Source organism: Massilia sp. LjRoot122 (assembly GCF_964252725.1).
Lineage (GTDB): Bacteria > Pseudomonadota > Gammaproteobacteria > Burkholderiales > Burkholderiaceae_D > Telluria.
In genome coordinates, this window is sequence record NZ_CAXUPB020000001.1 from 3,512,219 (window position 1) to 3,537,709 (window position 25,491).

Genomic DNA, 25,491 nt, shown 5'->3' on the forward strand with positions numbered 1-25,491 from the left:
AACGGGTGCTCGGGATCGGGTGCTCGGAGGCTGGTGTTCAGGGCCGGGTCGTCACGCCGACCGCCGAGGTCAGCGCCCCCGGGAACAACAGGCTCAGGTGGCGGTTCCAGTTGGCCAGCGGCGAGGCGGCAACGTACACCACGTCCTTCGGCCGCAGCTCGAAGGATTCGGCCATCGCCAGGGCGCCGCTCACGCGCGCGTCTAGCTGGAACACGCGGGTGCGCTCGGGCGTCTTGCGCACCACATAGATCTGGCGCGCGTCGCCGCTCAGGGGACTGACGCCGCCGCTCTCGCCGAGCGCCTCGTTCAGGGTGAGGCGGCCGTTGTGCATGGTGAGCGCCTTCGGCGTGACCACCTCGCCGGAAACGAAGACCTTGCTCTCGTCGCGCGAGTGCACCCGCACCACGTCGCCATGTTTCAGCAGCACGGTGCCCGGGTTGACGCCCTTCTGCACCAGGTCGCGCAGGTTGATCATGTAGCGGCGCGGACCGCGTTCGACCATGATGCGGCTCTGGTCCGCGCTGGGCAGCATGCCGCCGGCGCGGTTCAGCGCTTCGACCAGGGTCATGGGAATGTCGTTGATCGCCTGCAGGCCGGGCGCCTTGACTTCACCGTCGATGTAGACCCGCTTGCTGCGGTAGGACTGGACGCGCAGGGTCAGGCTCGGCTGGGCGATGTAGCGCGCCAGCTTTTTGCTCAGCAGCGCCCTGGCCTGCTCTTCGGTCTGCCCCTCGAGGTGCAGCAGGCCGATCAGGGGAAACTGGATGCGGCCCATATGGTCGACGGCGAAGCCTGGCGGGACCACGTTCGGCGCCGGGGTGCCGCTGTCGCTGGCGGCAGTGGCAGCGGTCATGCCGCCGCCGGCAAGCTCGGGGTGGTCCCACACGACGATCGACAGGATGTCGCCCTGGCCGATGGTGTACGGGGCGGGATTGGGCACGATCAGCGGCGACAGGTCTTGCCGCGACTGCTCGGCCAGCGCGCGCCGCTCGCTGTCGATCAGCTTCTCGGTGATCAGTTCTGTCGGCGGCGCGTCGCCCCCGCCGCCATCCTTGCCGCCGCCACCGGCAAAGCCGATGCCCGTCGTGCAGCCCGGCAGGACAAGGAAAAGGGCATATGCCAGCACGAGCAGCCGGCAAGCCGATATTGCAACTGAACAAATCGCAGCCATGATTGTTGCCTATCAAAAATAGACGTCTTACTTGAACGGTTCAGTTCAGCGTACGGTGTCCATCAGGCTTGGCTTTGTAGTTGATCAAACAGCGGCTGCGGCGCAGTTCAGCGTAATTCCTCGAGTAACTTCAAGCCGTCGGCAAAGCGCCAGATGCGGCGGATTTCGATGACGTCGAAGCGTGCCGCGACATTCGGCGGGAAGGCGGAGTAGCGGGCGTTGAGCCGGACGAAGCGGCGTACCGCATCGTCCATGTCGGCACGGCCGCTCGAACGCACGATGGTGACCTCGTCGACGCTGCCGTCGCTGCGCAGCGACAGGCTGACCAGGGGATCGATCCTGACCTCGCTGCGTGCAAACTGGGCGCCGCCAAGGACCGCCGTGCGTTCCAGCTTCTGGCGCACGCTGTCGACGTAGAGGCGCAGCGGCACGTCGCGCTCGGCACCGTCGGCCAGCGCCCGGCGCGATCCGGCGGCATCGCCGAAAGGCCGCGCCGGGGGCGGCGCCACGTTCGGGATCGTGATGCCTCGCAGCAGTTCGCGCGCCCGGCTGGCCGTGGCGCTGCCCGGAGCGCCGCCTGCGGAGCGGTCTCCCGCGCCGTCGCCGGGCGCGCTTCCATGGCCGCCAGCGCCGGACCCGGGCATGCCGTTGCCCGCCAGGGCCGGGCCCGAGGCCGCCTGCAGCCGCTCGGCGGCGGCACGCCGCCCCGCTTCTTCGGCACGTTCGCGCGCCAGCCGTTCCGATTGCAGGCGCTCCTCTGCCAGGCGACGCGCCTGCTCCTCGGCGGCCTGGCGCTGCGCGAGTTCCTCGGCCCGCCGGCGCGCCTCCGCCTCGACCTGCGCCTGGGCCTGGCGGCGCGCGATTTCCTCGGCCGCAAGGCGTTCGGCGGCGAGTCGCTCGGCCGCACGCTGCTGCTCCGCCTGCCGCGCGAGCGCCTCTTCGCGCTCGCGCAGCTGGGCCAGGCGCTGCTGCTCGGCTTCGGCGCGCTGGCGCTCTTCCAGCTGCTGCCGGGCGACGCGCGCCTGATCGGCCGCCTGCTGCTCGGCCGCCAGCCGCTCAGCCGCCAGTTGGGTGGCCTGGCGCTGTTCGGCAGCGCGCTGCTCGGCCTGCTCGCGCTCGACCAGCTGCTGCTGCGCAAGCTGGCGTGCCGCCAGCTCCTGTTCGGCGAATTTTTGCTCCGCCTGCTGCCGTTCCAGCCGCTGCCGCTCTTCCGCCTGCAGGGCAGCTTCGCGCTGGGCCAGCGCTTCGCGTTCGCGCCTGGTCACGAGTTCCTGCTCTTCGCGCAGCAGGCGCGCGGTCTCCGCTTCGCGGCGCTGGCGCGCTTCGGCCGCGGCGACCCGGTCCGCTTCTTCCTGGCGCTGGCGCTCGGCCTCGCTGGCCTGCTCGTCCTCGCGCGCCGCGATGGCCACCTCGTCAGGCGCGGGCGGGGCGTCGGCGTCGCTGCTGACGGCACTCGGGACGGTGTCGGGTTCGATCTCGGCTGGCGGAGGCGCCACGACGAAGGGTGCATCGGGCTGGGCCAGCGATGCGATCACCGGCGCCGCCACCGGGGCGCGGCGCTTCGGCTTCTGGCGCCGCACCGGCCTGGCGGCAGGTTTGGGCTGTACCGCTTGCGCCAGCTCGACCCGCTGAGGGCGCGGGTCGACCAGGCGCAAGCCCCTGGCGGGCGCAGCGGACGGCGCCGGCACGGGCGGCAGCGGCGGCAGGGGCGATGCGGGCAGGTCCACGGGAGCCGGCAAGGGTGGAGGCGCCGGCGCCGGCGGGGCCAGCGTGACCTGGATCGGCCCGCCCGAGCCGGCATCGAAACCGGGGATCCCGAACTGCAGCGACAGCAGCAGGCCGTGCAGCAAGGCCGATACCGCGATGCCGGTGACGAGCCGCCGGTCGCGCTGGGCCAGGGAATCGTTCGGGCTGGAGTCGTGCGCTCGGGGCATGCCTGGCTTGGAAGCAATTATTGTCAGGCTAGCATCATAGCGTTTACTCGGCAGTATGGCGAGTGCGCACGATTGAGCAGATCTGCTTCCCGACCCGGCCGGCTAAGGCTGTACCCGGCTGAACGAATACGTCTCGCCGTGGGCGAGGTAGACCACGTCCTTTTCCAGTCCCGCCGCCTTGACTTCGCGCGCGAAGTCCTCGAGCGGCGATTTGAACACGTCGTAATCGTTATAGTGGATCGGCACGGTCTTCTTCGGCCGCACCACCTGCATCATGCGCACCCCGTCCTTGCCGTCCATCGTGACCTTGACCACGCCGAGGATGCGGGTCCCGCCCAGGTGGAGCAGCGCCAGGTCGATGTTCGGGAAGCGTTGCGGAATCGCGCGGATGTCGTCGTAGACCAGGGTATCGCCGCTGATGTACATGCGGTAGTCGGGTGCGGCCGGATCGGCGCCGAAATCCAGCACCGAGCCCATCACCTTGGGCAGCAGCACCGCCACGCCCGCCGGTCCGTGGCGGCCAGGGGTGGCGGTCACGCGCAGGCGCGCATCACCCTTGCTGACCTCGAGCCGGTCCCAACTGCTCAGTCCGAAGGTGCGCGTGAACCCGTGGCGCTTGAGCCGTTCGCCGCCTTCCTTGGTGGTGACGATCGGGGTGGAACGCTTGAGCCGTTTCTGCACCAGCTGGTCGAAATGGTCGCCATGGAAGTGCGACAGCACGACCAGGTCGATTGGCGGCAATTCCTCGAACTTGATGGCCGGGTTGGTCTTGCGTTCCGAGGTCAGGCCATAACCGAGGTGCACGTGGTCGCCCTTGTGCAGGAAATTCGGATCGGTCAGGATCGTGAAGCCCTGGAAGCGGATGATGACCGTGGCCGTGCCGATGAACTGCACCGTGCCCGTGCCGGCCTCAAGAGCCTGCGCCGGAGCAGCGTCCGCCGCCAGCTGCAGCGTGAAGGTCTCGCCCTGGGCCGGCGTGGCGGTCGCGTCGGCGTGGGCGACGGACACCGTGGCGCACAGCGCTGCAAACAGGATCGGCAATGGAACGCAAACACGAATACAACGCTGGAACAGTCGTGCGAACGACATGGTCGGCCTCCGGAAACGCGCAGCCCGGGACGGCCTGCGCTGCCGGAACGTTAACACGGCAGCGCGGTGGACGGCGTTCGCTTGCCTCTGCGATCCTAGAGGGCGGCTAGAGTTTGGCGACCAGCCCGGCAAGGTGCAGGCGCGCCTTTTGCCATTCGGTATCGGCCAGCGCCGCGGCACATTGCGCGCAGGGCTCGAAAGGATTGCAGTCGTGGTCGAGCGCGACGTAGTGCGTGCCGGTCACGGTCTTGCCCTGGTAGCTGTCGACGCGCTTTCCCGCCCCCGCCGCAGCGGCCGGGGCAGCGCCATCGGCGCCCTGCCCGGCCCATTTCGCGAAGGCATCAGTGGCGACGCCGTCCGGGACATACCAGCGGCGTTTGGTGGGATTCCAGCGGGCGCCGAGCGCTTTCGCTTCATCCTTCTCGGCATAGGGAACAGTCAGGAAAAGCATTGAGATCCGAAAGTAATGGTCGGGAACGGGCGACACGGCGCCGGGACCGTGATCTTACTGCAGCGGGCGGCATTCGTGAAAGTGCCGCGGCAGCGGTTTGCGCAAGCGCGTGATCGGGGATGGCCTGCCCAGCTGGGTTCGAACCAGCGACCCTCAGCTTAGAAGGCTGATGCTCTATCCAACTGAGCTATGGGCAGATGAAGACGGCAGGCGCCCAGGCCAGGCCGACGGAAATGAAACGGGCTGTCGAACGACAGCCCGCAGGGGAAGCTATGGTCGGAGTACAAGGATTCGAACCTTGGACCCCCTGGTCCCAAACCAGGTGCGCTACCGGGCTGCGCTACACTCCGATATGGTATTGATCATACTCCCGCAACGGGTGCGCGTCAAATCGCGCACCCTTGCCTGCTGTCAGGCGGCCAGCTTGTCCGCGATGCGGCGCGCCATGGATTCGGCCACATCGGCTTCCTTGGCCTCGACCATGACGCGGATCAGGGGCTCGGTGCCCGAGGCGCGGATCAGGACGCGGCCGGTATCGCCCAGTTCACGCTCAACCGCTTCCTTCTCGGCCACCAGGGCCTGGTCGCTGGTCCAGTCGAAGCCCGGCGCGACCCGCTTGTTGATCAGGGTCTGGGGATACAGCTTGAGCTCGCTGCAGCATTCGGCCAGCGACTTGCCGCTGCGCACCAGCGCCGACAGCACCTGCAGCGCCGACACGATGCCGTCGCCGGTGGTGTGCTTGTCCAGGGCCAGCAGGTGGCCCGAGCTCTCGCCGCCGAACAGCCAGCCGCGCTCCTGCATCACTTCCAGCACGTAGCGGTCGCCGACCTTGGCGCGCGCGAAGCCCACGCCCATCTGCTTGAAGGCGACTTCCAGCGCCATATTGGTCATCAGGGTGCCGACGGCGCCCGCCACCGGGCCGGTGGACATGCGGTCGCGCACCATCAGGTACAGCAGCTCGTCGCCGTTGTAGACGCGGCCCCCGGCGTCGACCATGATCAGGCGGTCGGCGTCGCCGTCCAGCGCGATGCCGAGGTCGGCCTTGTTGGCCACCACCGCTTCCGACAGCGCTTTCGGCGCGGTCGCGCCGACGCCGGCGTTGATGTTGAGGCCGTCAGGAGAGGCGCCGATCGAGACGACTTCGGCGCCGAGTTCGTGGAACACGTGCGGCGCGATGTTGTAGGCCGCGCCGTGGGCGCTGTCGACCACGATCTTCAGGCCGCGCAAGTCCAGCTCGTTCGGGAAGGTGCTCTTGCAGAATTCGATGTAGCGGCCCTGGGCATCGCGCAGGCGGGTCGCGCGGCCCAGCTTGTCCGAAGGCACGCAGCCCATCGGCTGATCGATCGCGCCTTCGATTTCCAGTTCCACCGCGTCCGGCAGCTTGGTGCCGTGCTCGGAGAAGAACTTGATGCCGTTGTCCTGGAAAGGATTGTGCGAGGCCGAGATCACGACGCCCGCCTGCAGGCGCAGCGCGCGGGTCAGGTAGGCAATGGCCGGGGTCGGCATTGGGCCTGCCAGCATCACGTCGACGCCGGCGGCCGAGAAGCCCGCTTCCAGCGCGGCTTCCAGCATATAGCCCGAGATACGGGTGTCCTTGCCGATCAGGACCACCGGGCGGCCGCTGCTCGATTTCCTGCCCTTGGCCAGCACCGTACCCGCTGCGTAGCCGAGGCGCATCACGAAGTCGGGCGTAATCGGTGCTTCTCCCACCAGGCCGCGAACGCCATCCGTACCGAAATATTTCCGTGCCATTCTTGTTCTCTTTTCCGAATCAATCGTGAATTATTAATCTTAACTACTAAGAGCGCCTAACAAAACCCCAAGGGCAAGGCGCATCGTCGAAGACAGTACGCTAGTACGGCGAGACGATGCAACGCAGCCATCGGGGGAATTGTTAGGCGCTCTAAGCTTCAGTTCCGGCGCGCCATACCTTCAGCGCATCGACCGTCTCTGCCACATCATGCACACGCACAATTCTAGCGCCATGCGCGACCGCAGCCAATGCCCCGCCGATGCTGCCGGCCACCCGCGCCTCGACCGGACGGCCGGTGACGGCGCCGATCATCGACTTGCGCGACAGCCCGGCCAGCACCGGCAGGCCGACCTCGGCGCGGATGCGGCCGAGCTGGCGCAGTAGCGCATAGTTGTGCTCGACCGTCTTGCCGAAGCCGAAGCCCGGGTCGATGCAGATGCGTTCGCGCGCGATGCCGGCGCGGACCAGGGTGTCGACGCGTTCGTTCAGGAAGTCGATCACTTCCCGCACCACGTCGCCGTACTCCGGCGCCTGCTGCATGGTTTGCGGCGTGGCCTGCATGTGCATCAGGCACAGGCCGCAATCGCTGTCGAGCACGGCCTCGACGGCGCCCGGCGCCCGGAAGCCGTTGATGTCGTTGATCATGTCGGCGCCGGCGATGATCGCCTCGCGCATGACTTCCGGTTTGCAGGTGTCGACCGACAAGGCGACGTCCAGGGTGCGCAAAGCATACAAGGTGGGCATCACGCGCGCCAGTTCTTCCGCGACCGGCACGCTCGGCGAGCCCGGGCGGGTCGATTCGCCGCCGATGTCGATCATGGCGGCGCCGTCGCGGATCATTTCCTCGGCGTGCGAGAGCGCGAATTCGAGGCCCTGGTAACGTCCGCCGTCGGAAAACGAATCCGGGGTGACGTTCAGGATGCCCATCACGACCGGATGGGTGGAGGCCGGGCCTTCCAGCGCGAAGCTGTACTGGCCGCATTGCAGGTTCTTGGGCATGGCAAAAAAGGACGTGTTAACGAGCAAAAGGCATCCGGATGGATGCCTTTTGCAGGGGTGGTTCAGGCGATCAAGCCGGCGCGGTGGCGTTTGGTGCCACGCCGCCCGGGCCGCTGTCACCCGGCGGGTTGCGCTTGGTCAGGATGCTGGTCTTCGACTGGCGCGGCTCACGGCCGGCCATGATGTCGTTGATCTGGTCGGCGTCGATGGTTTCCCAGTCGAGCAGCGCCTTGGTCATCATCTCGACCTTGTCGCGGTTCTCTTCGAGCAGGCGGCGCGCCAGGGCGTACTGCGTGTCGAGGATGTTGCGGATCTCGGCATCGACCTTCTGCTGCGTCGCTTCCGAGATGGTCTTGGTGGCGCCGCCGAAGAAGCCTTCGTTCTCGCTGTCTTCGTAGACCATCACGCCCATGCTCTCGGACATGCCGAAACGGGTCACCATCGAACGGGCCAGCTTGGTGGCGCGGGCGAAGTCGTTCGAGGCGCCGGTCGACATCTGGCCGACAAAGATCTCTTCAGCAATACGGCCGCCAAACAGGATGGAGATTTCTTCCAGCATCTTGTCCTTGTAGCCAGACAAGGCATCGTGCTCGGGCAGCTGCCAGGTCAGGCCGAGCGCATAGCCGCGCGGCATGATCGTGACCTTGTGCACCGGGTCGGCCTTCGGCAGCAGCTTGGCGATGACCGCATGGCCCGACTCGTGGTAGGCCGTGTTGCGGCGCTCTTCCTCGCGCATGACCATCGACTTGCGCTCCGGACCCATGTAGATCTTGTCCTTGGCGTCCTCGAAGTCGATCATCTCGACCAGGCGCTTGCTGCGGCGTGCCGCGAACAGCGCGGCCTCGTTGACCAGGTTGGCGAGGTCGGCGCCCGAGAAGCCCGGGGTGCCGCGCGCCAGGATGTCGGCCTTGACGTCGGTACCGATCGGCACCTTGCGCATGTGCACGTTCAAGATCTGTTCGCGGCCGCGGATGTCCGGCAGGCCCACCATCACCTGGCGGTCGAAACGGCCCGGACGCAGCAGCGCCTTGTCCAGCACGTCGGCGCGGTTGGTCGCGGCGATCACGATCACGCCCGAGGAGGCTTCGAAGCCGTCCATCTCGACCAGCAGCTGGTTCAGGGTCTGTTCGCGCTCGTCGTTGCCGCCGCCCATGCCGGCGCCGCGGTGGCGGCCGACGGCGTCGATCTCGTCGATGAAGATGATGCAGGGCGAGTGCTTCTTGGCATTCTCGAACATGTCGCGGACGCGGGACGCACCGACACCGACGAACATCTCGACGAAGTCCGAACCGGAGATCGAGAAGAACGGCACTTTCGCTTCGCCGGCAATGGCGCGCGCCAGCAGGGTTTTACCGGTACCCGGAGGACCGACCATCAGCACGCCGCGCGGGATACGGCCGCCCAGCTTCTGGAACTTGGTCGGGTCTTTCAGGAAGTCGACGATCTCGGAAACTTCTTCCTTCGCTTCGTCGCAACCGGCGACGTCGGCGAAGGTGACGGTGTTGTTGGTTTCATCCAGCATGCGCGCCTTCGACTTGCCGAAGGAGAAAGCGCCGCCCTTGCCGCCGCCCTGCATCTGGCGCATGAAGAACACCCACACGCCGATCAGGAGCAGCATCGGGAACCAGGAGATGAAGACCTGCTGCAGGAACGAAGGCTCCTCGGGCGGCTTCACGTCGAAGCGCACACCGTTTTCGCGCAGGTCGCCGATCAGGCCGCGGTCGAGGATGGTCGCGGTGGCGCGCACCTTGGAATCATCCTGGCGGGTCGCGGTGATATTCGAGCCTTCGATCACGACGTCCTTGATGCGACGTGCCTTCACCTCATCGAGAAGCTCGGAATAAGCGATGGTCTTGCTGCCGCCGGCGACGCTGTGGTTGTCGAACTGCTTGAACAGCATGAACAACAGCAGCGCAACGACCACCCAGATGGCGGATTTGGAAAACATATTATTCACGAAAACTCCTCCGATGCGGATTGCATCTCTACCGATTTCAGTATGACGATTTTAACCGCAATAAGCCGACGCCGCTACGCGACGCACAGCAATAGTGCTGAAATGCCATTTTTTCATGCTACACCGGCCACGCAAGCATTCGCGCAGCCAGCCTCACGCGGCTGATGTGCGGTTGCCGCGCCGAATATCAAGGGCAAAGCAGCGTTTTCGGTAAATTTAGGCTGCCGGATTCTTCAGACCACGCCCAAGCAGGAAAATTTCGGACGATTTGTCCCGGCTCGCCTTGGGTTTGACCTGCTTGACCGTCTTGAATTCAGTACGAAACTTTTCCAGTATCTGGGTAAATCCCATATCTTTAAAGCATTTCACCAGCAATGCCCCGCTCGGCTTCATATGCATTTGCGAAAACTCAATTGCCAGGTCGATTAAGTGTTCCATCCGCGCCGCATCGGCGGTTGGAATCCCCGACAGGTTCGGCGCCATGTCGGACAGCACCAGGTCGGCCTTGCGTCCTTGCAACAGTTCATCGAGCTGGCCCAGCACTTCCTCTTCGCGAAAATCGCCCTGGATGTACTGGACGTCGGAGATCGGTTCCATCGGCAGCATGTCGAGGCCGATGATGGTGCCGTGGATGCCGCCGCCGTCCGCACCGGCCAGCTTGCGCCGGGTGTACTGGGCCCAGCTGCCCGGGGTGCAGCCGAGATCGACAATGACCTGCCCCGGCTTGATCAGCTTCTCGCTTTCGTCGATTTCCTTCAGCTTGTAGGCCGCCCGGGCACGGTAGCCCTCTTTCTGGGCCAGTTTGACGTAAGGGTCGTTAATATGGTCGTGCAACCAGTTTTTGTTTAATTTGTTCTTGGCCATTCGCGTAGAATACTGCTTTTAAAGGTACACCTAAAAATTATTATGCTTAAACTCACTCCGGCCGAGCGCAGCGCACTGCGCGCCGAAGCCCACGGACTCAACCCAGTCGTCATGATCGGCGAATCCGGCCTGACCGAATCGGTCATGAAGGAAATCGCAGCCAGCCTCGACGCACACGGCCTGATCAAGGTCCGCGTGTTCGGCGACGACCGCGAAGCACGCATCGCCATGTACGAGCAGATCTGCGCGGAACTCGACGCAGCGCCGGTCCAGCACATTGGCAAGCTGCTGGTGCTCTACCGTCCGAAGAAGGAAACCGTCAAGGAACGCAGCAGCAAGGCCGGCAAGGGCATGCGCGAAGTCACCATCGTCAAGGCCAGCGCCAGCGGCACCAAGAAGCCGAGCGTCACCAAGGTCATGCTGAAGGGGAATGAACGCGTTACCGCGGGCGGCAACATCAAGCGCGCCAAACCGCGTCAGGCTTCGACCAAGAAGAATTCACTGAACAAGTGACAGAAACCGGGGTGACCCGGTTTTTTTTCGCCTGTCGTTTGCCTGCTTTCACCATTAACCTATGAGCCGTCATCTCGGCGCAGGCTTTGGTATTCAGGGGAAATTAGGCTCCGGCCTACGCCGGAGCGACGGATCTTACGCTAATGGTGAGAATAATGTCGTTAGCGGCTCTTGAGCACCAGCATCGCCGCCAGCAGGCTCTCGATCACGTGAAAGAGCTGCGACACCCCGTGCATGACGGCGAACTGCGTCCAGTACGGCGACGCCCTCACCCCGCCCGGCCCCGCCAGTTCACGCATCTGCGCCATGGCCGGCTGCAGCCCGGCCCACATCACCAGCGCACAGGCCAGCATCGCCAGCACCAGCAGGTTCAGGAAACGCCGGCGTCCGGCGTCGAGGTCGGAGGACAGCCGCACCAGCGCCAGCATCAGGACCGCGCAGCCGAGCGACACCCAGCCCAGGCGATGCAGGAGAACCGCGACGACGTCGCCCGCCACCGTGCTCGGCACCGCCGCGAACACCGCCGGCGCCGCGATATAGCCGAGCGCCCACAGCGCGCCCGCCCACAGCACCGCCACCAGCAGCCGGGCGGCCGCCACTCGCGACGCTGAACGCGGGAGACTGTCCGGCATCAGACGTAGCGGACTTCGAGGATTTCGTATTCGCGCGGACCCGACGGGGCCTGCACTTCCACCACGTCGCCGGCATACTTGCCGATCAGGGCGCGGGCGATCGGCGAGGTCACCGATACCTTGTTCAGTTTCAGGTCGGCTTCGTCGATGCCGACGATCTGGTAGCTCACCTTCTGGCCGCTTTCCAGGTCTTCCAGGTCGACGGTCGAGGCGAAGACGACGCGGCCTTCCGCATCCAGCGTGGCCGGATCGATGATCTGTGCGGCGCTCAGCTTGCTTTCGAGTTCGGCGATACGGCCTTCCACGAAGGCCTGGCGCTCCTTCGCTGCATCGTACTCGGCATTTTCGGACAGGTCGCCATGCGAGCGCGCCTCGGCGATCGCATCGATCACGATACGGCGTTCCTTGGTCTTGAGCTGGTGCAGCTCGTCCTTCAGGAGCTCGGCGCCGTATTTGGTCAGTGGTACGGTAGTGTTCATGTCTGTCTGTACTTGTTCGTGATTGGACGTACCAAGTGAAAACCACAGAGGCGCGTGGCGCAAGCCACGCGAGCTCTGTGGTTCAGAGGTACTACTTGCTGCTTAGTTTAAGGTTTTATGGAGACCTTGTAAATCGTAGACGCGCAGGTCTTCCAGATGGCGCATGCCCTCGATCGCGGCTTCCGCGCCGGCGATGGTCGTGTAGGTGACCACGCGCGACTGCAGGGCCGAGGTACGAATGGTGGCGGAGTCCTTGATCGCCGAACGCTTCTCTTCCACGGTGTTCACCACCATGACGATTTCGCGGTTCTTGATCATGTCGACCACGTGCGGACGGCCTTCCATCACCTTGTTCACCGAACGCACCGGGATACCGGCCGCCTCGATGACGGCGGCCGTGCCCTTGGTGGCCACCAGCTCGAAGCCGAGCGCCACCAGCTCGCGCGCGACGCCGACGGTGCGCGGCTTGTCCGTGCCCTTCACCGACAGGAACACCGTGCCCTTGGTCGGCAGGATGATGCCGGCCGCCAGCTGCGACTTCACGAAGGCTTCGCCGAAGGTCATGCCCACGCCCATCACCTCGCCGGTGGATTTCATTTCCGGTCCGAGGATGGTGTCGACGCCCGGGAACTTCACGAACGGGAACACGACTTCCTTGACGCTGTAGAACGGCGGCGTCACTTCCTGGGTGATGCCCTGCTGGGCCAGGGTCTGGCCCACCATGCAGCGCGCCGCGATCTTGGCCAGCTGCAGGCCGGTCGCCTTCGACACGAAAGGCACGGTACGCGAGGCACGCGGGTTCACTTCCAGCACGAACACAGTATCGACCGTCTTGCCGTCGACTTCCTTTTGCTGGATGGCGAACTGCACGTTCATCAGGCCGACCACGTTCAGGGCCTTGGCCATCTGCGAGGTCTGGTGCTTCAGTTCGGCGATGGTCTCTTGCGACAGCGAGTAAGGCGGCAGCGAGCAGGCCGAGTCGCCCGAGTGCACGCCGGCCTGTTCGATGTGCTCCATCACACCGCCGATGAAGGTGGCTTCACCGTCCGAGATGCAGTCGACGTCGACTTCGATGGCGTCGTTCAGGAAGCGGTCCAGCAGCACCGGCGAATCGTGCGACACCTTGACCGCTTCGCGCATGTAGCGCTCGAGGTCGCGCTGCTCGTGGACGATCTCCATCGCGCGGCCGCCCAGCACGTAGGACGGACGCACCACCAGCGGGTAGCCGATTTCCTCGGCCAGCGCCAGGGCGTCGGCCTCGGTGCGCGCGGTGCGGTTCGGCGGCTGGCGCAGGCCGAGCTTCTGCAGCAGCTGCTGGAAGCGCTCGCGGTCTTCGGCCGCGTCGATCATGTCCGGCGAGGTGCCGATGATCGGCACGCCGTTGGCTTCGAGGTCGAGTGCCAGCTTCAGCGGGGTCTGGCCGCCGTACTGCACGATCACGCCTTCCGGCTTCTCCAGGTCGACGATTTCCAGCACGTCTTCCAGGGTCAGCGATTCGAAGTACAGGCGGTCCGAGGTATCGTAGTCGGTCGACACGGTCTCCGGGTTGCAGTTGACCATGATGGTCTCGTAGCCGTCTTCGCGCATGGCGAGGGCCGCGTGCACGCAGCAGTAGTCGAACTCGATGCCCTGGCCGATGCGGTTCGGGCCACCGCCCAGCACCATGATCTTCTTCTTGTCGGTCGGGTTGGACTCGCACTCCTCGTCGTAGGTCGAGTACATGTAGGCCGTGTTGGTCGCGAACTCGGCGGCGCAGGTGTCGACGCGCTTGTACACCGGGCGGATGCCCAGCGCATGGCGGCGCTCGCGCACGGCTTGCGGCGTGGTCTGCATCAGGAAGGCCAGGCGGCGGTCCGAGAAGCCCTTCTGCTTCAGCTTGTACAGCAGCGGCTTGTCCAGGCTGTCGAGCTTCTGGTGGTCCAGCCACAGCTCGATGTCGACGATCTCCTTGATCTGCACCAGGAACCACGGGTCGATCTTGGTGAGGTTGTGCACCTCTTCCAGGGTGAAGCCCTGGGCAAAGGCGTCGCCCACGTACCAGATGCGTTCCGGACCCGGTTCGCCGAGTTCTTCTTCGATCTTTTCGCGGTCGCGGGTCTTCTCGTTCAGGCCGTCGACGCCGACTTCCAGGCCGCGCAGGGCCTTCTGGAAGGATTCCTGGAAGGTGCGGCCCATGGCCATCACCTCGCCCACCGATTTCATCTGGGTGGTCAGGTGCTTGTCCGCGGTCGGGAATTTCTCGAAGGTGAAGCGCGGGATCTTGGTGACCACGTAGTCGATCGAGGGCTCGAACGAGGCCGGGGTCGCGCCGCCGGTGATCTCGTTGCGCAGCTCGTCAAGGGTAAAACCAACAGCCAGCTTGGCCGCCACTTTCGCGATCGGGAAGCCGGTGGCCTTCGAGGCCAGCGCCGAGGAACGCGACACGCGCGGATTCATCTCGATGACGATCATGCGGCCGTCTTTCGGGTTGATCGCGAACTGCACGTTCGAGCCGCCGGTGTCGACGCCGATCTCGCGCAGCACGTTGATCGACGCGTTGCGCATGATCTGGTATTCCTTGTCGGTCAGCGTCTGCGCCGGCGCGACGGTGATCGAGTCGCCGGTGTGGACGCCCATCGGATCCAGGTTTTCGATCGAGCAGATGATGATGCAGTTATCCTTCTTGTCGCGGACGACTTCCATCTCGTACTCTTTCCAGCCGAGCAGCGACTCTTCGATCAGCAGCTCGTTGGTCGGCGACGCCTCGAGGCCGCGCTTGCAGATCTGCTCGAACTCTTCTTCGTTGTAGGCGATGCCGCCGCCGCTGCCGCCCATGGTGAAGGACGGGCGGATGATGGTCGGGAAGCCCAGCCCGCGCTGCACGGTCCAGGCCTCGTCCATCGAGTGCGCCACGCCCGAGCGTGCCGAACCGAGGCCGATCTTGGTCATCGCGTCCTTGAACTTGGAGCGGTCTTCGGCCTTGTCGATCGCTTCCGGGGTCGCGCCGATCAGCTCGACGTTATACTTTTCGAGCACGCCGTTGTGGTGCAGGTCGAGCGCGCAGTTCAGCGCGGTCTGGCCGCCCATGGTCGGCAGGATCGCGTCCGGGCGCTCCTTGTCGATGATGCGCTCGACGACCTTCCAGGTGATCGGCTCGATGTAGGTGACGTCCGCAGTTTCCGGGTCGGTCATGATGGTCGCCGGGTTCGAATTGACCAGGATGACCTTGTAGCCTTCTTCACGGAGGGCCTTGCAGGCCTGGGCGCCCGAGTAATCGAATTCGACCGCCTGGCCGATGACGATCGGGCCCGCGCCGATGATCAGGATGCTTTTGATATCACTACGTTTTGGCATTTATTTCTTCTCCGCGGCTTGCATCATGTTGATGAAGCGGTCAAACAGGTAGGCAACGTCGGTCGGGCCGGGCGAGGCTTCCGGGTGGCCCTGGAAGCAGAAGGCAGGCTTGTCGGTACGCTCGAAGCCCTGCAGCGAACCGTCGAACAGCGACACGTGGGTGACGCGGCAGTTGCTAGGTAAGGTTTCCGGGTCGACCGCGAAGCCGTGGTTTTGCGAGGTGATCAGTACCTTCTTCGAATCGAGGTCCTGCACCGGGTGGTTGGCGCCATGGTGGCCGAACTTCATCTTCATGGTCTTGGCACCGGATGCCAGCGCCATGATCTGGTGGCCGAGGCAGATGCCGAAGGTCGGGATGCCCTTCTCGATCAGCTCCGCGCTGGCCTTGATGGCGTAGTCGCAGGGTTCCGGGTCACCCGGGCCGTTGGCCAGGAAGATGCCGTCCGGGTTCAGCGCCAGCGCGTCGGCGGCGGTGGACTGGGCCGGCAGCACGGTAACCTTGCAGCCGCGCTCGGCCAGCATGCGCAGGATATTGCGCTTGACGCCGTAGTCGAAGGCGACCACGTGGTACTGCGGATTCTCTTGCTTGCCGAAGCCTTCGCCGAGCTTCCATTCGGTTTCGGTGAACACGTAGGGCTCTTTCACCGAGACGACCTTGGCCAGGTCCATGCCCGACAGGCCCGGGAAGGAACGCGCCAGTTCCAGCGCCTGGGCTTCCGAGGGCTGGTTGCCCTGGGTGCCGGTGACGATGGCGCCGCCCTGCGCACCCTTCTCGCGCAGGATGCGGGTCAGCTTGCGGGTGTCGATGCCGGCGATGGCGACCACGTTTTCTTGCTTCAGGTAGTCCGACAGCGACTGGGTGGAACGGAAATTCGATGCCAGCAGCGGCAGATCACGGATGATCAGGCCGGCGGCGTGGACCTTGGAGGCCTCGACGTCGGCCGGGTTGACGCCGTAGTTGCCGATGTGCGGGTACGTCAGGGTGACGATCTGACGCGAATAGCTGGGGTCGGTGAGAATTTCCTGGTAGCCGGTAATCGCGGTGTTGAACACCACTTCACCGGTCGTATGACCGGCGGCACCAATGGAAACTCCTTTGAAAATCGTTCCGTCAGCGAGGGCCAGGATGGCCGGGACGGCTGGGCCAGAAAAAAATGGCGGCAAGGGTAACTCCCAATAAAGTTACCGTAGCTGCGCCACGTCAGACCGACATCCAACAAACCCGGGCGGACGTGCCTGTGCCGGTAGCTGGACATCTAGTTGAATGAGGGATGGTGGGTAGGCGCTACGGCAAATGTGTGAATGGTTAAACTTCCAAATTATAGCGCGAAATGCCCCTATTCGGCAATGCAGCAATTTTACAAAAGTGGCGCTGATTTTGCCCAAAGCTGCCCGAAACCGGCGCGCAAGGCCCTGTTTTGCTGCTTTTGCGAAATAATCGGGATAGGGGCGGCCATTGAGCCTGGCCGGGCCCCTCCCACACCACCCGGCATGCGGGTCCGCACCGGGCGGTTCGAGTAGTTGAGGTTAAGTGAGCCGAGGCATGCCAAGGCGGTCGAAGTAGGCAATCGTCAGCACGTTGTTCAGGGCGAGTCGGCTGTTGTGCCACCAGCGACGGCCATTTCTGGCCACCAGCAGCGCGACGTTCGGTTTGGCCCCTAGCTTCAGTAGCTCCCGGTGGATTGTCGTGCCTCGCCTCCAATGCTTGAGATGAATCGCACGCATTCGGTGACGCATCCATTCATCCAGCTTGCGCAGGACGCCTGATGTTTGTGCCAAGCCGAAATAGCCTTTCCATCCCAACACGTAAGAGCGCAGACGTTCAATTACTTCGCGAATACTGCGTCCACCAGTCCGGCGAGTAAGCTGCCTGATCTTCTGCCGGAACGTCTCCAATGCCTTCTTCGACACGGCGCGTTTAACCTCGCCTTTCGGGGCAGCCCATAGGGCATAGCCCAGAAATTTTCGGCCGAACGCACTGGCTACCGCACTCTTTGATTCATTGATCTTCAAGTGCAGCTTGTCGTATTGGCGCTTGAGCAGGGCCATCACCCGCTCGCCTGCCTTCTGGCTGCGCACATATACATTGCAGTCATCGGCATAGCGGGCAAAGCGGTGTCCCTGTCGTTCCAGCAACCGATCCACCTCGTCGAGAAGCACATTGGCCAATAGCGGCGAGAGCGGACCGCCTTGCGGCGTCCCTTCGCTCCGCTCGACCACCATGCCGCCATCCATGATGCCCGCGTTCAGGTAGGCGCGCACCAGCCGGATGATTCCAGCGTCGTGCACACGTTTCCTTAGGCGGTCGATCAGGATGTCGTGGTTGACCCGATCAAAGAACTTCGACAGATCGACGTCGACCACTGTGCGGTAGCCTTCCTGCACGTACTGCTGTGCTGCAAGCACGGCATCACGCGCACGCCGGCCGGGCCGGAATCCGTGGCTGTGCTCACTAAAGGTGGGATCGATCAGCGGTTGCAGCACCTGCAATAGTGCCTGCTGAATCAGACGGTCGGTCACGGTGGGTATCCCCAGTTCACGTTCGCTTCCATCTGGCTTCGGAATGCCCACGCGCCGTACCGGCATGGGCCGGTACGTGCCATTCATCAGTTGCTGCCTGATGAGGGGCCAAGCGTGCTTCAGGCGCTGTCCGGTCCGGGCAATGTCCAGGCCATCGACACCTGCAGCTCCCTTGTTCGCCTTCACGCGTTTCCACGCGCGTTGCATGTTCTCTCTAGCGAGCGCTTGCGCAAGCAAGTCTCGCCCTGTGCCTGCCAAGTCTTGTCGCGGGAATCGTGTTTCATCGCTGATCGCTTTGGACGAGGCTTCACCCCGCCTTGCCGCGACCTGCCCCGCTTGAGCGGGCATCTGATGCCGTACACGATTCATCGACAAGTTGTTCGACACTCCTACTCGTTCGGCCCTTCGCCCACACTGCGACTACTACGGCCTCTGCTGACTTCTCGCTCCGATTTTTTTTTTTCGTCGCCCTTTCAGGCACAAGACGAGATCTCCCCAGGTAAGAACGCACTCCTTCCCTGCACAACCGCCGGATTTACGCCACTTCACCTTGACCACAAGAGCTTCGCGGTTGTTTGCCCGCTCGCCCTGCTCGGCAGCGCCTCATATCCGATTCTTGTTCATCGGCTCGCAGTTTCGCTCCACACTTCCTCCCCACACTCGGTCGCCCTTATGCAGTTGTGCTTCGCTTCGCTCGCTGTGGTCAGCTCGCGGCGGGACTTTCACCCACAAGAGTGCGCCCATGCTGGGCGCACAAACAAAAGGCACCCGCAGGTGCCTTCCGATGCCAACGAGGTGCAAGGCTCAGCCTTATGCACCCGTCAATGCCGAAATCCCGGCCTTGGCGATCTGCGCATCTTCGTTCGACTTCACGCCCGACACCCCTACTGCGCCGATGACGTGGCCGTCGACGATCACCGGCACGCCGCCTTCCAGCATGCCCTCGAGCTCGGGAGCGGACAGGAAGGACACGCGGCCATTGTTGATCACGTCTTCATAGATCTTCGACTCGCGGCGGCCGAGGGCGGCGGTCTTCGCCTTGGCCGGCGCGATGTACGAGGAAGCCGGCGCGGCGCCGTCCAGGCGCTGGTACCACAGCAGGTGGCCGCCGTCGTCGACGATGGCGAAGGACACGGCCCAGTTGTTGCGCAGCGCTTCTGCTTCGGCGCCGGCGGCGATCTTCTTGACGTCTTCGAGGGTGAGGAAAGGCTTCGATTGCATGATGGATCCTTTTACTGGGGTTGCTGTTTGGCCTTGAGCTTGGCCTTGATCTGGGGCATGACGGCCGCCGCCGCCTGCTCGCCGGCGAGGATCGCCAGGTTGCGGTTGCTGAAGTCGGCGCTGCCCATGTTACCGAGATTCGGCGTGATGACGACGTCGGCTTCCTTCAGCTCGAAATAGTTGAGGCGCTGCCCCATGATGCTGAAAGTCTGCATCAGCACATCGAGCGAGCTGGCGGTGGCCGCGCCTTCGGTGGCGCTCGAGATGTTCACCGCGATAATGAACTCGGCGCCCATGTCCTTGGTGAACTTCACCGGCACCGGCGCGACCAGGCCGCCGTCGACATAGGACTTGGCGCCGATCTTCACCGGCTGGAATACGCTCGGCACCGCGGACGAGGCGCGCACGGCCATGCCGGTATTGCCCTTGTTGAACAGGATCGGCTGGCCGGTCTTGAGGTCGGTGGCGACGGCGCCGAAGCGGATCTTGAGGCGTTCCATCGGCACGTTGTTGACCGCCTTGTTGACGTAATTCTGCAGCGCTTCGCCTTTGAGGACGCCGGTGGACTTGCCGAACAGCGGCAGGGCCCAGTCGGAAATCGTCGCTTCGTCCATGGCCAGCGCCGTCTTCTGCAGCGCGAAGCCGTTCAGGCCGGAGGCGTACAGCGAGCCGACGACCGAGCCGGCACTGGTGCCGACCACGATCTCGGGCACGATGCCCTGGGCTTCCAGCGCCTTGATGACGCCGATATGGGCGAAGCCGCGCGCGGCGCCGCCGCCGAGGGCGAGACCGATCTTCACTTTGCGCGGCGGCGCGGGTGGCGTGACCTGCTGGGCGACGGGCGTTGCGGGAGGCTGGGTCGGGGTGCTGCCGCAGGCGGTAAGAAACAGTGCGGCGCAGGCGATCAGGGAGCTACGACGAGAGAACATATGGGGTGCCGAAAAGAACGAGGCACGATTGTAACCCGAGCAGCGACCGACCAGAACATTGGGACTAGCCCGGCAGCGAGGTGTTCGGCAGGACGGCAGTAAAGCTGCTCCCCTGCCCCGGCACCGAGCTGATCAGCAAACGCCCGCCATGGCGCAGCAGCACGTGCTTGACGATCGCCAGACCGAGGCCGGTACCCTGGGTCTCGCGCGAGCGGCTCTTGTCGACGCGGTAGAAGCGCTCGGTCAGGCGCGAGATGTGGATCGGCTCGATGCCGATGCCGCAATCCATCACCGAGAAACGCAGGTCGTCCGTTCCGCGCGTCCATTTCAGGCGAATCGTGCCGCCGTCCGGCGAGTAGCGCACCGCGTTCGAGGCCAGGTTGGCAAAGGCACTCCGCAGTTCTTCCTGGCTACCCATCACGTCCGGCCCGTCGAACTCGACCTCGACCTGGTGCCGGCCGCTAGAGAGGGCGCGCGTTTCCGCCGCCACCGAATCGACCATCGCCTTCATGTCCACCCGCTCGCGCCTCAGCGGGAAGTCGTCCGACTCCAGGCGCGACAGGGTCAGCATGTCGCCGATCAGGCGCTGCATGCGCTGCGCCTGTTCGGTCATCAGGCTCAGGTGGGCGGTGCGCGTGGCCACGTCCAGCCCCGGGTCCGACATCGCGATCTCGAGGAAGCCGACAATGACGGTGAGCGGCGTGCGCAGCTCGTGCGAGGCGTTGGCGATGAAGTCGCGCCGCATCGCTTCGATCCTTTCGGTATCGGTGGCGTCGTGGGTCACCAGGATCTGGCGCCGGTTCTCGAATGGAATGATGCGGCATTCCAGCTTGCGGCCGCGGAAGGACAGGGTCAGCGGCTGCTCGTAGCGCCCCAGGATCACGTAGTCGATGAATTCGGGATGGCGCACCAGGTTGGTCACGCGCAGGCCCTTGTCGCGCGCCATGGTCAGGCCGAGGTGGCGCTCGGCGGCCTCGTTGCACCACTCCAGGAACAGAACGTCGTCCATGATCGCCACGCCTTCCGGCAGCAGCTGCATCGCCTCGCGGAAGCGCGCCAGCCACTCGGCCATTTCGGCCTGGTGGCGTTCGTCCTCGCGCCGCAGCCGGTAGAGGCGCGCGAAGACGTCGGTCCAGGCGCCCCAGCCGTCCGGCAAGCGGCTGCTGTGCGGGGCGTTCAGCCACTCGCCCAGTTCGTGCAGGTAGCGCAGCTGGACGAACAGCGCGATGATGACGGCCGCCAGCGTGAAGGCCAGGGCTTCCACCAGGCTCGACATCCACCAGACGATGCCGGCGGCGACGAACACCAGGCCCAGGCGCAGGACCGCCGGCACCCAGAACAGTAGCTTGGGACTCATGGAGCGCATTTATTTCTCGGACAGCATGTAGCCGACGCTGCGCACCGTGCGGATCAGGCCATCGGCGCTCTTGAGCGCCTTGCGCAGCCGCAGCACGTGCACGTCGACGGTGCGCTCCTCGATCACGGCATGGTCGCCCCATACCTTGTCGAGCAACTGGGCGCGCGAGAACACGCGCTCGCGGTGCGCCATCAGGAACTTGAGCAGCTTGTACTCGGCATTGCCGATGTCGATCTGCTGGTTCTCGACCGACACCGTACAGCTGTTCGGGTCCAGCACCACGGCGCCTGCACGCAGGGGCGCTTCGGCCAGGTGCGGGCTTTTCCGGCGCAGCAGCGCGCGGCTCCTGGCCAGCAGTTCGCGCGGCGAGAACGGCTTGGTGACGTAGTCGTCCGCGCCCGTGTTCAGGCCGGCGATCTTGTCCTCTTCCATGCTCTTGGCGGTCAGCATGATGACCGGGATCTCCTGGAAGTCGCGGTCGGCGCGCAGGCGCGACAGCAGGCGCAGGCCGCTCTGGTCGGGCAGCATCCAGTCCAGCAGCACCAGGTCGGGCTTGCCGCGCGCGATGCTGTCCCAGGCGCCGCCCGCGGTATCGGCGGTGCGGATATCCCAGCCGGCTTCGCGCAGCGAGTACTTCACCAGCTCGACGATCGCCGGTTCGTCTTCGACTACCAGGACGCTCGTGTTGTCCGCCATGCTCAGGACGCCGCCGGTTCGCTCGCCACCGGCTTGCTGTGGCGGATGTCGCGGCCTTCGACCACGTAGATCACGTACTCGGCGATGTTCTTGGCGTGGTCGCCGATGCGTTCGATCGCCTTGGCGACCCACAGGGTGTCCAGCGCCGAGGAGATCGTGCGCGGATCTTCCATCATGAAGGTGATCAGGTTGCGCAGGATGGTGCGAAACTCGTGGTCGATCACTTCGTCGGCGGCGATCAGCTCCAGCGCCTGGCGGCCGTCCAGGCGCGCGAAGGCATCCAGTGCATTGTGCAGCAGGTCGACCGTGCCCTTGGCGATGGTGCGCACCATGTCGTAGTGGGCGAAGGTGATGCTGTTGCGCTCGTGCAGGCTCTTGGCGGTGCGGGCGATCTTCGAGGCCTCGTCGCCGATGCGCTCGAGGTCGGTGATGACCTTGATGGTGGCCATCACGGTGCGCAGGTCGTTCGCGGTCGGCTGACGGCGCACGATCAGGTGGCTGCAGGCGTCGTCGAGCTGCACTTCGAGCTGGTTGACGGCCTGGTCGTCGGCGATCACGCGGTCGGCGCGCGCGCTGTCGCCCACGCGGAAGCACTCCAGCGCTTCGTCGAACGCAGTTTCCACCATGCCGCCCATCAGCAGGACCTTGGACCTGATCGCTTCCAGTTCCTGGTCATACTGCTTGGATGAATGCTCGCCCGTCATAAAAACTCTCCTAGTACCAATATATTGTTATCGTCACAGGGCCTCGAGAAACCGTAGCGAGCGGAAGGAGTGGCGTCCGAGAAGCGCAGCCGTACTTCCGGTACGGCGAGCATCGCAGGGCGTCACTCCGACGCGCAGTAGGTTTATCGAGGTCCCATCATCCAAAACGGCCGGTGATGTAGTCTTGCGTCTCTTTGCGGGCCGGATTCATGAAGATCTGGTCGGTCTCGCCGAACTCCACGAGTTCGCCCAGGTACATGTAGGCAGTGTAATCCGAGCAACGCGCAGCCTGCTGCATATTGTGGGTCACGATGGTGATCGTGTAGTCCTGCTTCAGCTCGCTGATCAGTTCTTCGATCTTGGCGGTCGAGATCGGGTCCAGCGCCGAGGTCGGCTCGTCCAGCAGCAGGACGTCGGGTTTCACGGCCACGCCGCGCGCGATGCACAGGCGCTGCTGCTGGCCGCCGGACAGCGACAGGCCGCTCTTGTTCAGCTTGTCCTTGGCTTCTTCCCACAGGGCCGCCTTCTTCAGCGCCCACTCCACGCGCTCGTCCATCTCGCCTTTCGACAGGTTCTCGTACAGGCGCACGCCGAAGGCGATGTTGTCGTAGATCGACATCGGGAACGGGGTCGGCTTCTGGAACACCATGCCGACCTTCGCGCGCAGCATGTTGACGTCGACGCCCGGCTCCAGGATATTGCGGCCGCGGTACATGATCGAACCCTCGGCGCGCTGCCCCGGGTACAGATCGTACATGCGGTTCAGGGTGCGCAGCAGGGTCGACTTGCCGCAGCCCGAGGGGCCGATGAAGGCCGTCACCTGCTTGTCGTGGATGTCGAGCGAGACGTTCTTGAGGCTCTGCGTTTTACCGTAGAAGAAATTCAGGCCCGAGATCTCGATCGTCTTGCTCTTGGCGGCGCTGGGTGCCGGGTTGTGCATGGCTTGGGTCATCACGTTTTGTATAAGTAGATTAGCGCGGAGTTTTTTGGCTGAACATGGTCCGCGACAGGATATTCAGCATCAACACGGTAAAGGTCACCAGCAGCGCGCCACCCCAGGCCAGCGAGCGCCAGTCGTCGTACGGGCTCATGGCGAACTGGTAGATCACGACCGGCAGGTTGGCCATCGGCGCGTTCATGTCGGTGCTGAAGAACTGGTTGTTCAGCGCGGTGAACAGCAGCGGCGCGGTCTCGCCCGAGATGCGGGCCAGGGCCAGCAGCACGCCGGTGATGACGCCGGCCTTCACGGCGCGCAGGCGCACCGTCATCGCCACCTTCCAGTGCGGGGCGCCCAGGGCGTAAGCCGCTTCCAGCAGGCTGTTCGGCACCAGGCGCAGCATGTTGTCGGTGGTGCGCACCACCACCGGCACCGCGATCAGGGACAGCGCGATGCTGCCGGCGTAGCCCGAGAAGTGCTGCACCTTGGCGACGTAGAGCGCGTACACGAACAGGCCGATCACGATCGACGGGGCCGACAGCATGATGTCGGTGACGAAGCGTGTGATCTGGGCGAACTTGTTGTTCTCGCCGTATTCGGCCAGGTAGATGCCGGCCAGGATGCCGATCGGGGTGCTGATCAGGGTCGACAGGCCGACCATCATCAGGCTGCCGAGGATCGCATTGCGCAGGCCGCCGCCTTCGCTGCCGGGGGCCGGCGTGTCGCCCGTGAACATGGTGGTCGACAGTGCCCCGAGCCCGTTGATGAGCAGGGTGGCCAGGATCCAGGCCAGGAAGGCCAGGCCGATGCCCATGGCGAGCACGGACAGGACGATGCCGATGCGGTGCGCCAGCAGGCGCTTGCGGTAGACCGGGTTTTTGGCGATGGTGTTCATTATTTGGTGCCTTCCTTGCGGTTCATCCCGACCAGCATCAGTTTGGCCGCCGACAGCACGATGAAGGTGATGGCGAACAGGATCAGGGCCAGCGCGAACAGCGAGGACACGTGCAGCGGCGAGGCGGCTTCGGCGAATTCGTTGGCGAGGGTCGAGGAAATCGAGTTACCGGCCGAGAACAGCGACCAGGACAGGTCGTGGGCGTTACCGATCACGAAGGTGACGGCCATGGTCTCGCCCAGCGCGCGGCCGAGGCCCAGCATCACGCCGCCGACCACGCCGTTGCGGGTATAGGGCAGCACCACCTTGCGCACCACTTCCCACTTGGTGCAGCCCAGGCCGTACGCCGATTCCTTCAGCACGGTCGGGACGATCTCGAAGACGTCGCGCATCACCGAGGCGATGAAGGGGATGATCATGATGGCCAGGATCAGGCCCGCGGTCAGGATGCCGATGCCCATGGTCGGGCCCTGGAACAGCTGGCCGATCACCGGCAGCTGGCCGATGGTGGACTTGAGCAGCGGCTGGACGTGGTCGGCGAACAGCGGCGCGAACACGAACAGGCCCCACATGCCGTAGATGATCGAGGGGACGCCGGCCAGCAGCTCGACCGCGGTGCCCATCGGGCGGCGCAGCCATGCCGGGCAGATCTCGGTCAGGAACAGGGCGATGCCGAAGCTGATCGGGAAGGCCACCGCCAGCGCGATGATCGAGGTGGCGAGCGTGCCCCAGATCGCGATCATGGCGCCGTACTGGTCGCCCACCGGGTCCCATTCGACGCGGGTAACGAAGCCGGCGCCGAATTCCTTGAAGGCCGGCGCGGCGCCGATGGCGAGCGAGACGATGATCCCGACCAGCACCACCAGCACCGAGGCGGCGAACAGCAGCGTGATCTTGTGGAAGAAGAAGTCCTGGATCCGCTGCTTGCGCATGGTCTTGCGCAGGGCGGCGGACTGGTGGGCGGCATCGACCGCTGCCGGGTCGGCCAGGTCATTCAGCGCGACGGATGGTTGTACGCTCATAATTTTTTGTCAATCTTTCTGGCAAACGGAAGGGT

At 64.5% G+C, this 25,491-nt stretch carries 22 protein-coding genes and 2 tRNA genes; 1 reads left to right on the plus strand and 23 read right to left on the minus strand.

Going from position 1 to position 25,491, the window contains the following annotated elements; translation table 11 throughout:
- Positions 1 to 37 precede the first annotated feature (37 nt).
- From ACSQ25_RS15300 to ACSQ25_RS15345, 10 genes are all read right to left on the minus strand, one after another.
- On the minus strand, positions 38 to 1,126 hold the full coding sequence (locus tag ACSQ25_RS15300; RefSeq protein WP_436106530.1) for a polysaccharide biosynthesis/export family protein: 1,089 nt from the start codon (positions 1,124 to 1,126) through the stop codon (positions 38 to 40).
- Between the two features lie 152 nt (positions 1,127 to 1,278).
- Positions 1,279 to 3,105, minus strand: a complete 1,827-nt coding sequence (locus tag ACSQ25_RS15305; protein ID WP_436106531.1) for an energy transducer TonB — start codon at positions 3,103 to 3,105, stop codon at positions 1,279 to 1,281.
- Positions 3,106 to 3,207: 102 nt separating this feature from the next.
- On the minus strand, positions 3,208 to 4,194 hold the full coding sequence (locus ACSQ25_RS15310; protein WP_436106532.1) for an MBL fold metallo-hydrolase: 987 nt from the start codon (positions 4,192 to 4,194) through the stop codon (positions 3,208 to 3,210).
- A gap of 106 nt (positions 4,195 to 4,300) precedes the next feature.
- A complete protein-coding gene (locus ACSQ25_RS15315) occupies positions 4,301 to 4,645 on the minus strand; it encodes a DUF5710 domain-containing protein (protein WP_436106533.1) in 345 nt (114 codons plus the stop codon).
- Between the two features lie 120 nt (positions 4,646 to 4,765).
- Positions 4,766 to 4,842 (minus strand) — tRNA-Arg (locus ACSQ25_RS15320).
- Between the two features lie 76 nt (positions 4,843 to 4,918).
- Positions 4,919 to 4,995 (minus strand) — tRNA-Pro (locus ACSQ25_RS15325).
- 61 nt (positions 4,996 to 5,056) lie between these two features.
- Entirely contained in the window at positions 5,057 to 6,397 is a 1,341-nt protein-coding gene (glmM, locus tag ACSQ25_RS15330) for a phosphoglucosamine mutase (protein WP_436106534.1), read from the minus strand.
- A 151-nt stretch (positions 6,398 to 6,548) separates the two neighbouring features.
- Entirely contained in the window at positions 6,549 to 7,397 is an 849-nt protein-coding gene (gene folP / locus ACSQ25_RS15335; protein WP_436106535.1) for a dihydropteroate synthase, read from the minus strand.
- A gap of 70 nt (positions 7,398 to 7,467) precedes the next feature.
- The gene (gene ftsH, locus ACSQ25_RS15340; protein ID WP_436106536.1) at positions 7,468 to 9,354 is read right to left on the minus strand and encodes an ATP-dependent zinc metalloprotease FtsH; all 1,887 of its coding nucleotides are present in this window, start codon (positions 9,352 to 9,354) and stop codon (positions 7,468 to 7,470) included.
- Between the two features lie 216 nt (positions 9,355 to 9,570).
- Positions 9,571 to 10,218: an RlmE family RNA methyltransferase gene (locus tag ACSQ25_RS15345; protein ID WP_436106537.1), complete on the minus strand. Its 648-nt coding sequence runs from the start codon at positions 10,216 to 10,218 to the stop codon at positions 9,571 to 9,573.
- A 42-nt stretch (positions 10,219 to 10,260) separates the two neighbouring features.
- Here ACSQ25_RS15345 and yhbY point away from each other — a divergent pair, with 42 nt between their 5' ends.
- Entirely contained in the window at positions 10,261 to 10,731 is a 471-nt protein-coding gene (gene yhbY / locus ACSQ25_RS15350; RefSeq protein ID WP_436106538.1) for a ribosome assembly RNA-binding protein YhbY, read from the plus strand.
- A gap of 161 nt (positions 10,732 to 10,892) precedes the next feature.
- Here yhbY and ACSQ25_RS15355 read toward each other — a convergent pair whose 3' ends face one another.
- The 13 genes from ACSQ25_RS15355 to pstC all read right to left on the minus strand — a co-directional run bounded on the left by ACSQ25_RS15355 (position 10,893) and on the right by pstC (position 25,456).
- Positions 10,893 to 11,363: a DUF4149 domain-containing protein gene (locus tag ACSQ25_RS15355; protein ID WP_436106539.1), complete on the minus strand. Its 471-nt coding sequence runs from the start codon at positions 11,361 to 11,363 to the stop codon at positions 10,893 to 10,895.
- Entirely contained in the window at positions 11,363 to 11,842 is a 480-nt protein-coding gene (gene greA / locus ACSQ25_RS15360; RefSeq protein ID WP_436106540.1) for a transcription elongation factor GreA, read from the minus strand. Before greA ends, ACSQ25_RS15355 begins: the two co-directional genes overlap by 1 nt.
- Positions 11,843 to 11,944: 102 nt before the next feature.
- Positions 11,945 to 15,175: a carbamoyl-phosphate synthase large subunit gene (carB, locus tag ACSQ25_RS15365; protein WP_436106541.1), complete on the minus strand. Its 3,231-nt coding sequence runs from the start codon at positions 15,173 to 15,175 to the stop codon at positions 11,945 to 11,947.
- Positions 15,176 to 16,339: a glutamine-hydrolyzing carbamoyl-phosphate synthase small subunit gene (gene carA, locus ACSQ25_RS15370; protein WP_436106542.1), complete on the minus strand. Its 1,164-nt coding sequence runs from the start codon at positions 16,337 to 16,339 to the stop codon at positions 15,176 to 15,178. It lies immediately after the preceding gene.
- 363 nt (positions 16,340 to 16,702) lie between these two features.
- Entirely contained in the window at positions 16,703 to 18,064 is a 1,362-nt protein-coding gene (ltrA, locus tag ACSQ25_RS15375) for a group II intron reverse transcriptase/maturase (RefSeq protein WP_436108037.1), read from the minus strand.
- A gap of 441 nt (positions 18,065 to 18,505) precedes the next feature.
- Positions 18,506 to 18,916, minus strand: a complete 411-nt coding sequence (locus tag ACSQ25_RS15380; RefSeq protein WP_436106543.1) for a GlcG/HbpS family heme-binding protein — start codon at positions 18,914 to 18,916, stop codon at positions 18,506 to 18,508.
- Positions 18,917 to 18,927: 11 nt separating this feature from the next.
- Complete coding sequence (locus tag ACSQ25_RS15385; RefSeq protein ID WP_436106544.1) at positions 18,928 to 19,845, minus strand: patatin-like phospholipase family protein; 918 nt, start codon at positions 19,843 to 19,845, stop codon at positions 18,928 to 18,930.
- Between the two features lie 64 nt (positions 19,846 to 19,909).
- A complete protein-coding gene (phoR, locus tag ACSQ25_RS15390; RefSeq protein ID WP_436106545.1) occupies positions 19,910 to 21,202 on the minus strand; it encodes a phosphate regulon sensor histidine kinase PhoR in 1,293 nt (430 codons plus the stop codon).
- A gap of 9 nt (positions 21,203 to 21,211) precedes the next feature.
- Positions 21,212 to 21,898, minus strand: a complete 687-nt coding sequence (locus ACSQ25_RS15395; RefSeq protein ID WP_436106546.1) for a response regulator — start codon at positions 21,896 to 21,898, stop codon at positions 21,212 to 21,214.
- 2 nt (positions 21,899 to 21,900) lie between these two features.
- Positions 21,901 to 22,602, minus strand: a complete 702-nt coding sequence (phoU, locus tag ACSQ25_RS15400; protein WP_436106547.1) for a phosphate signaling complex protein PhoU — start codon at positions 22,600 to 22,602, stop codon at positions 21,901 to 21,903.
- A 157-nt stretch (positions 22,603 to 22,759) separates the two neighbouring features.
- Positions 22,760 to 23,554 (minus strand): phosphate ABC transporter ATP-binding protein PstB, encoded by a 795-nt coding sequence (pstB, locus tag ACSQ25_RS15405; RefSeq protein WP_436106548.1) that lies wholly within the window; start codon positions 23,552 to 23,554, stop codon positions 22,760 to 22,762.
- Positions 23,555 to 23,573: 19 nt separating this feature from the next.
- Positions 23,574 to 24,434 (minus strand): phosphate ABC transporter permease PstA, encoded by an 861-nt coding sequence (pstA, locus tag ACSQ25_RS15410; RefSeq protein WP_436106549.1) that lies wholly within the window; start codon positions 24,432 to 24,434, stop codon positions 23,574 to 23,576.
- Positions 24,434 to 25,456 (minus strand): phosphate ABC transporter permease subunit PstC, encoded by a 1,023-nt coding sequence (pstC, locus tag ACSQ25_RS15415; RefSeq protein WP_436106550.1) that lies wholly within the window; start codon positions 25,454 to 25,456, stop codon positions 24,434 to 24,436. Before pstC ends, pstA begins: the two co-directional genes overlap by 1 nt.
- Positions 25,457 to 25,491 lie beyond the last annotated feature (35 nt).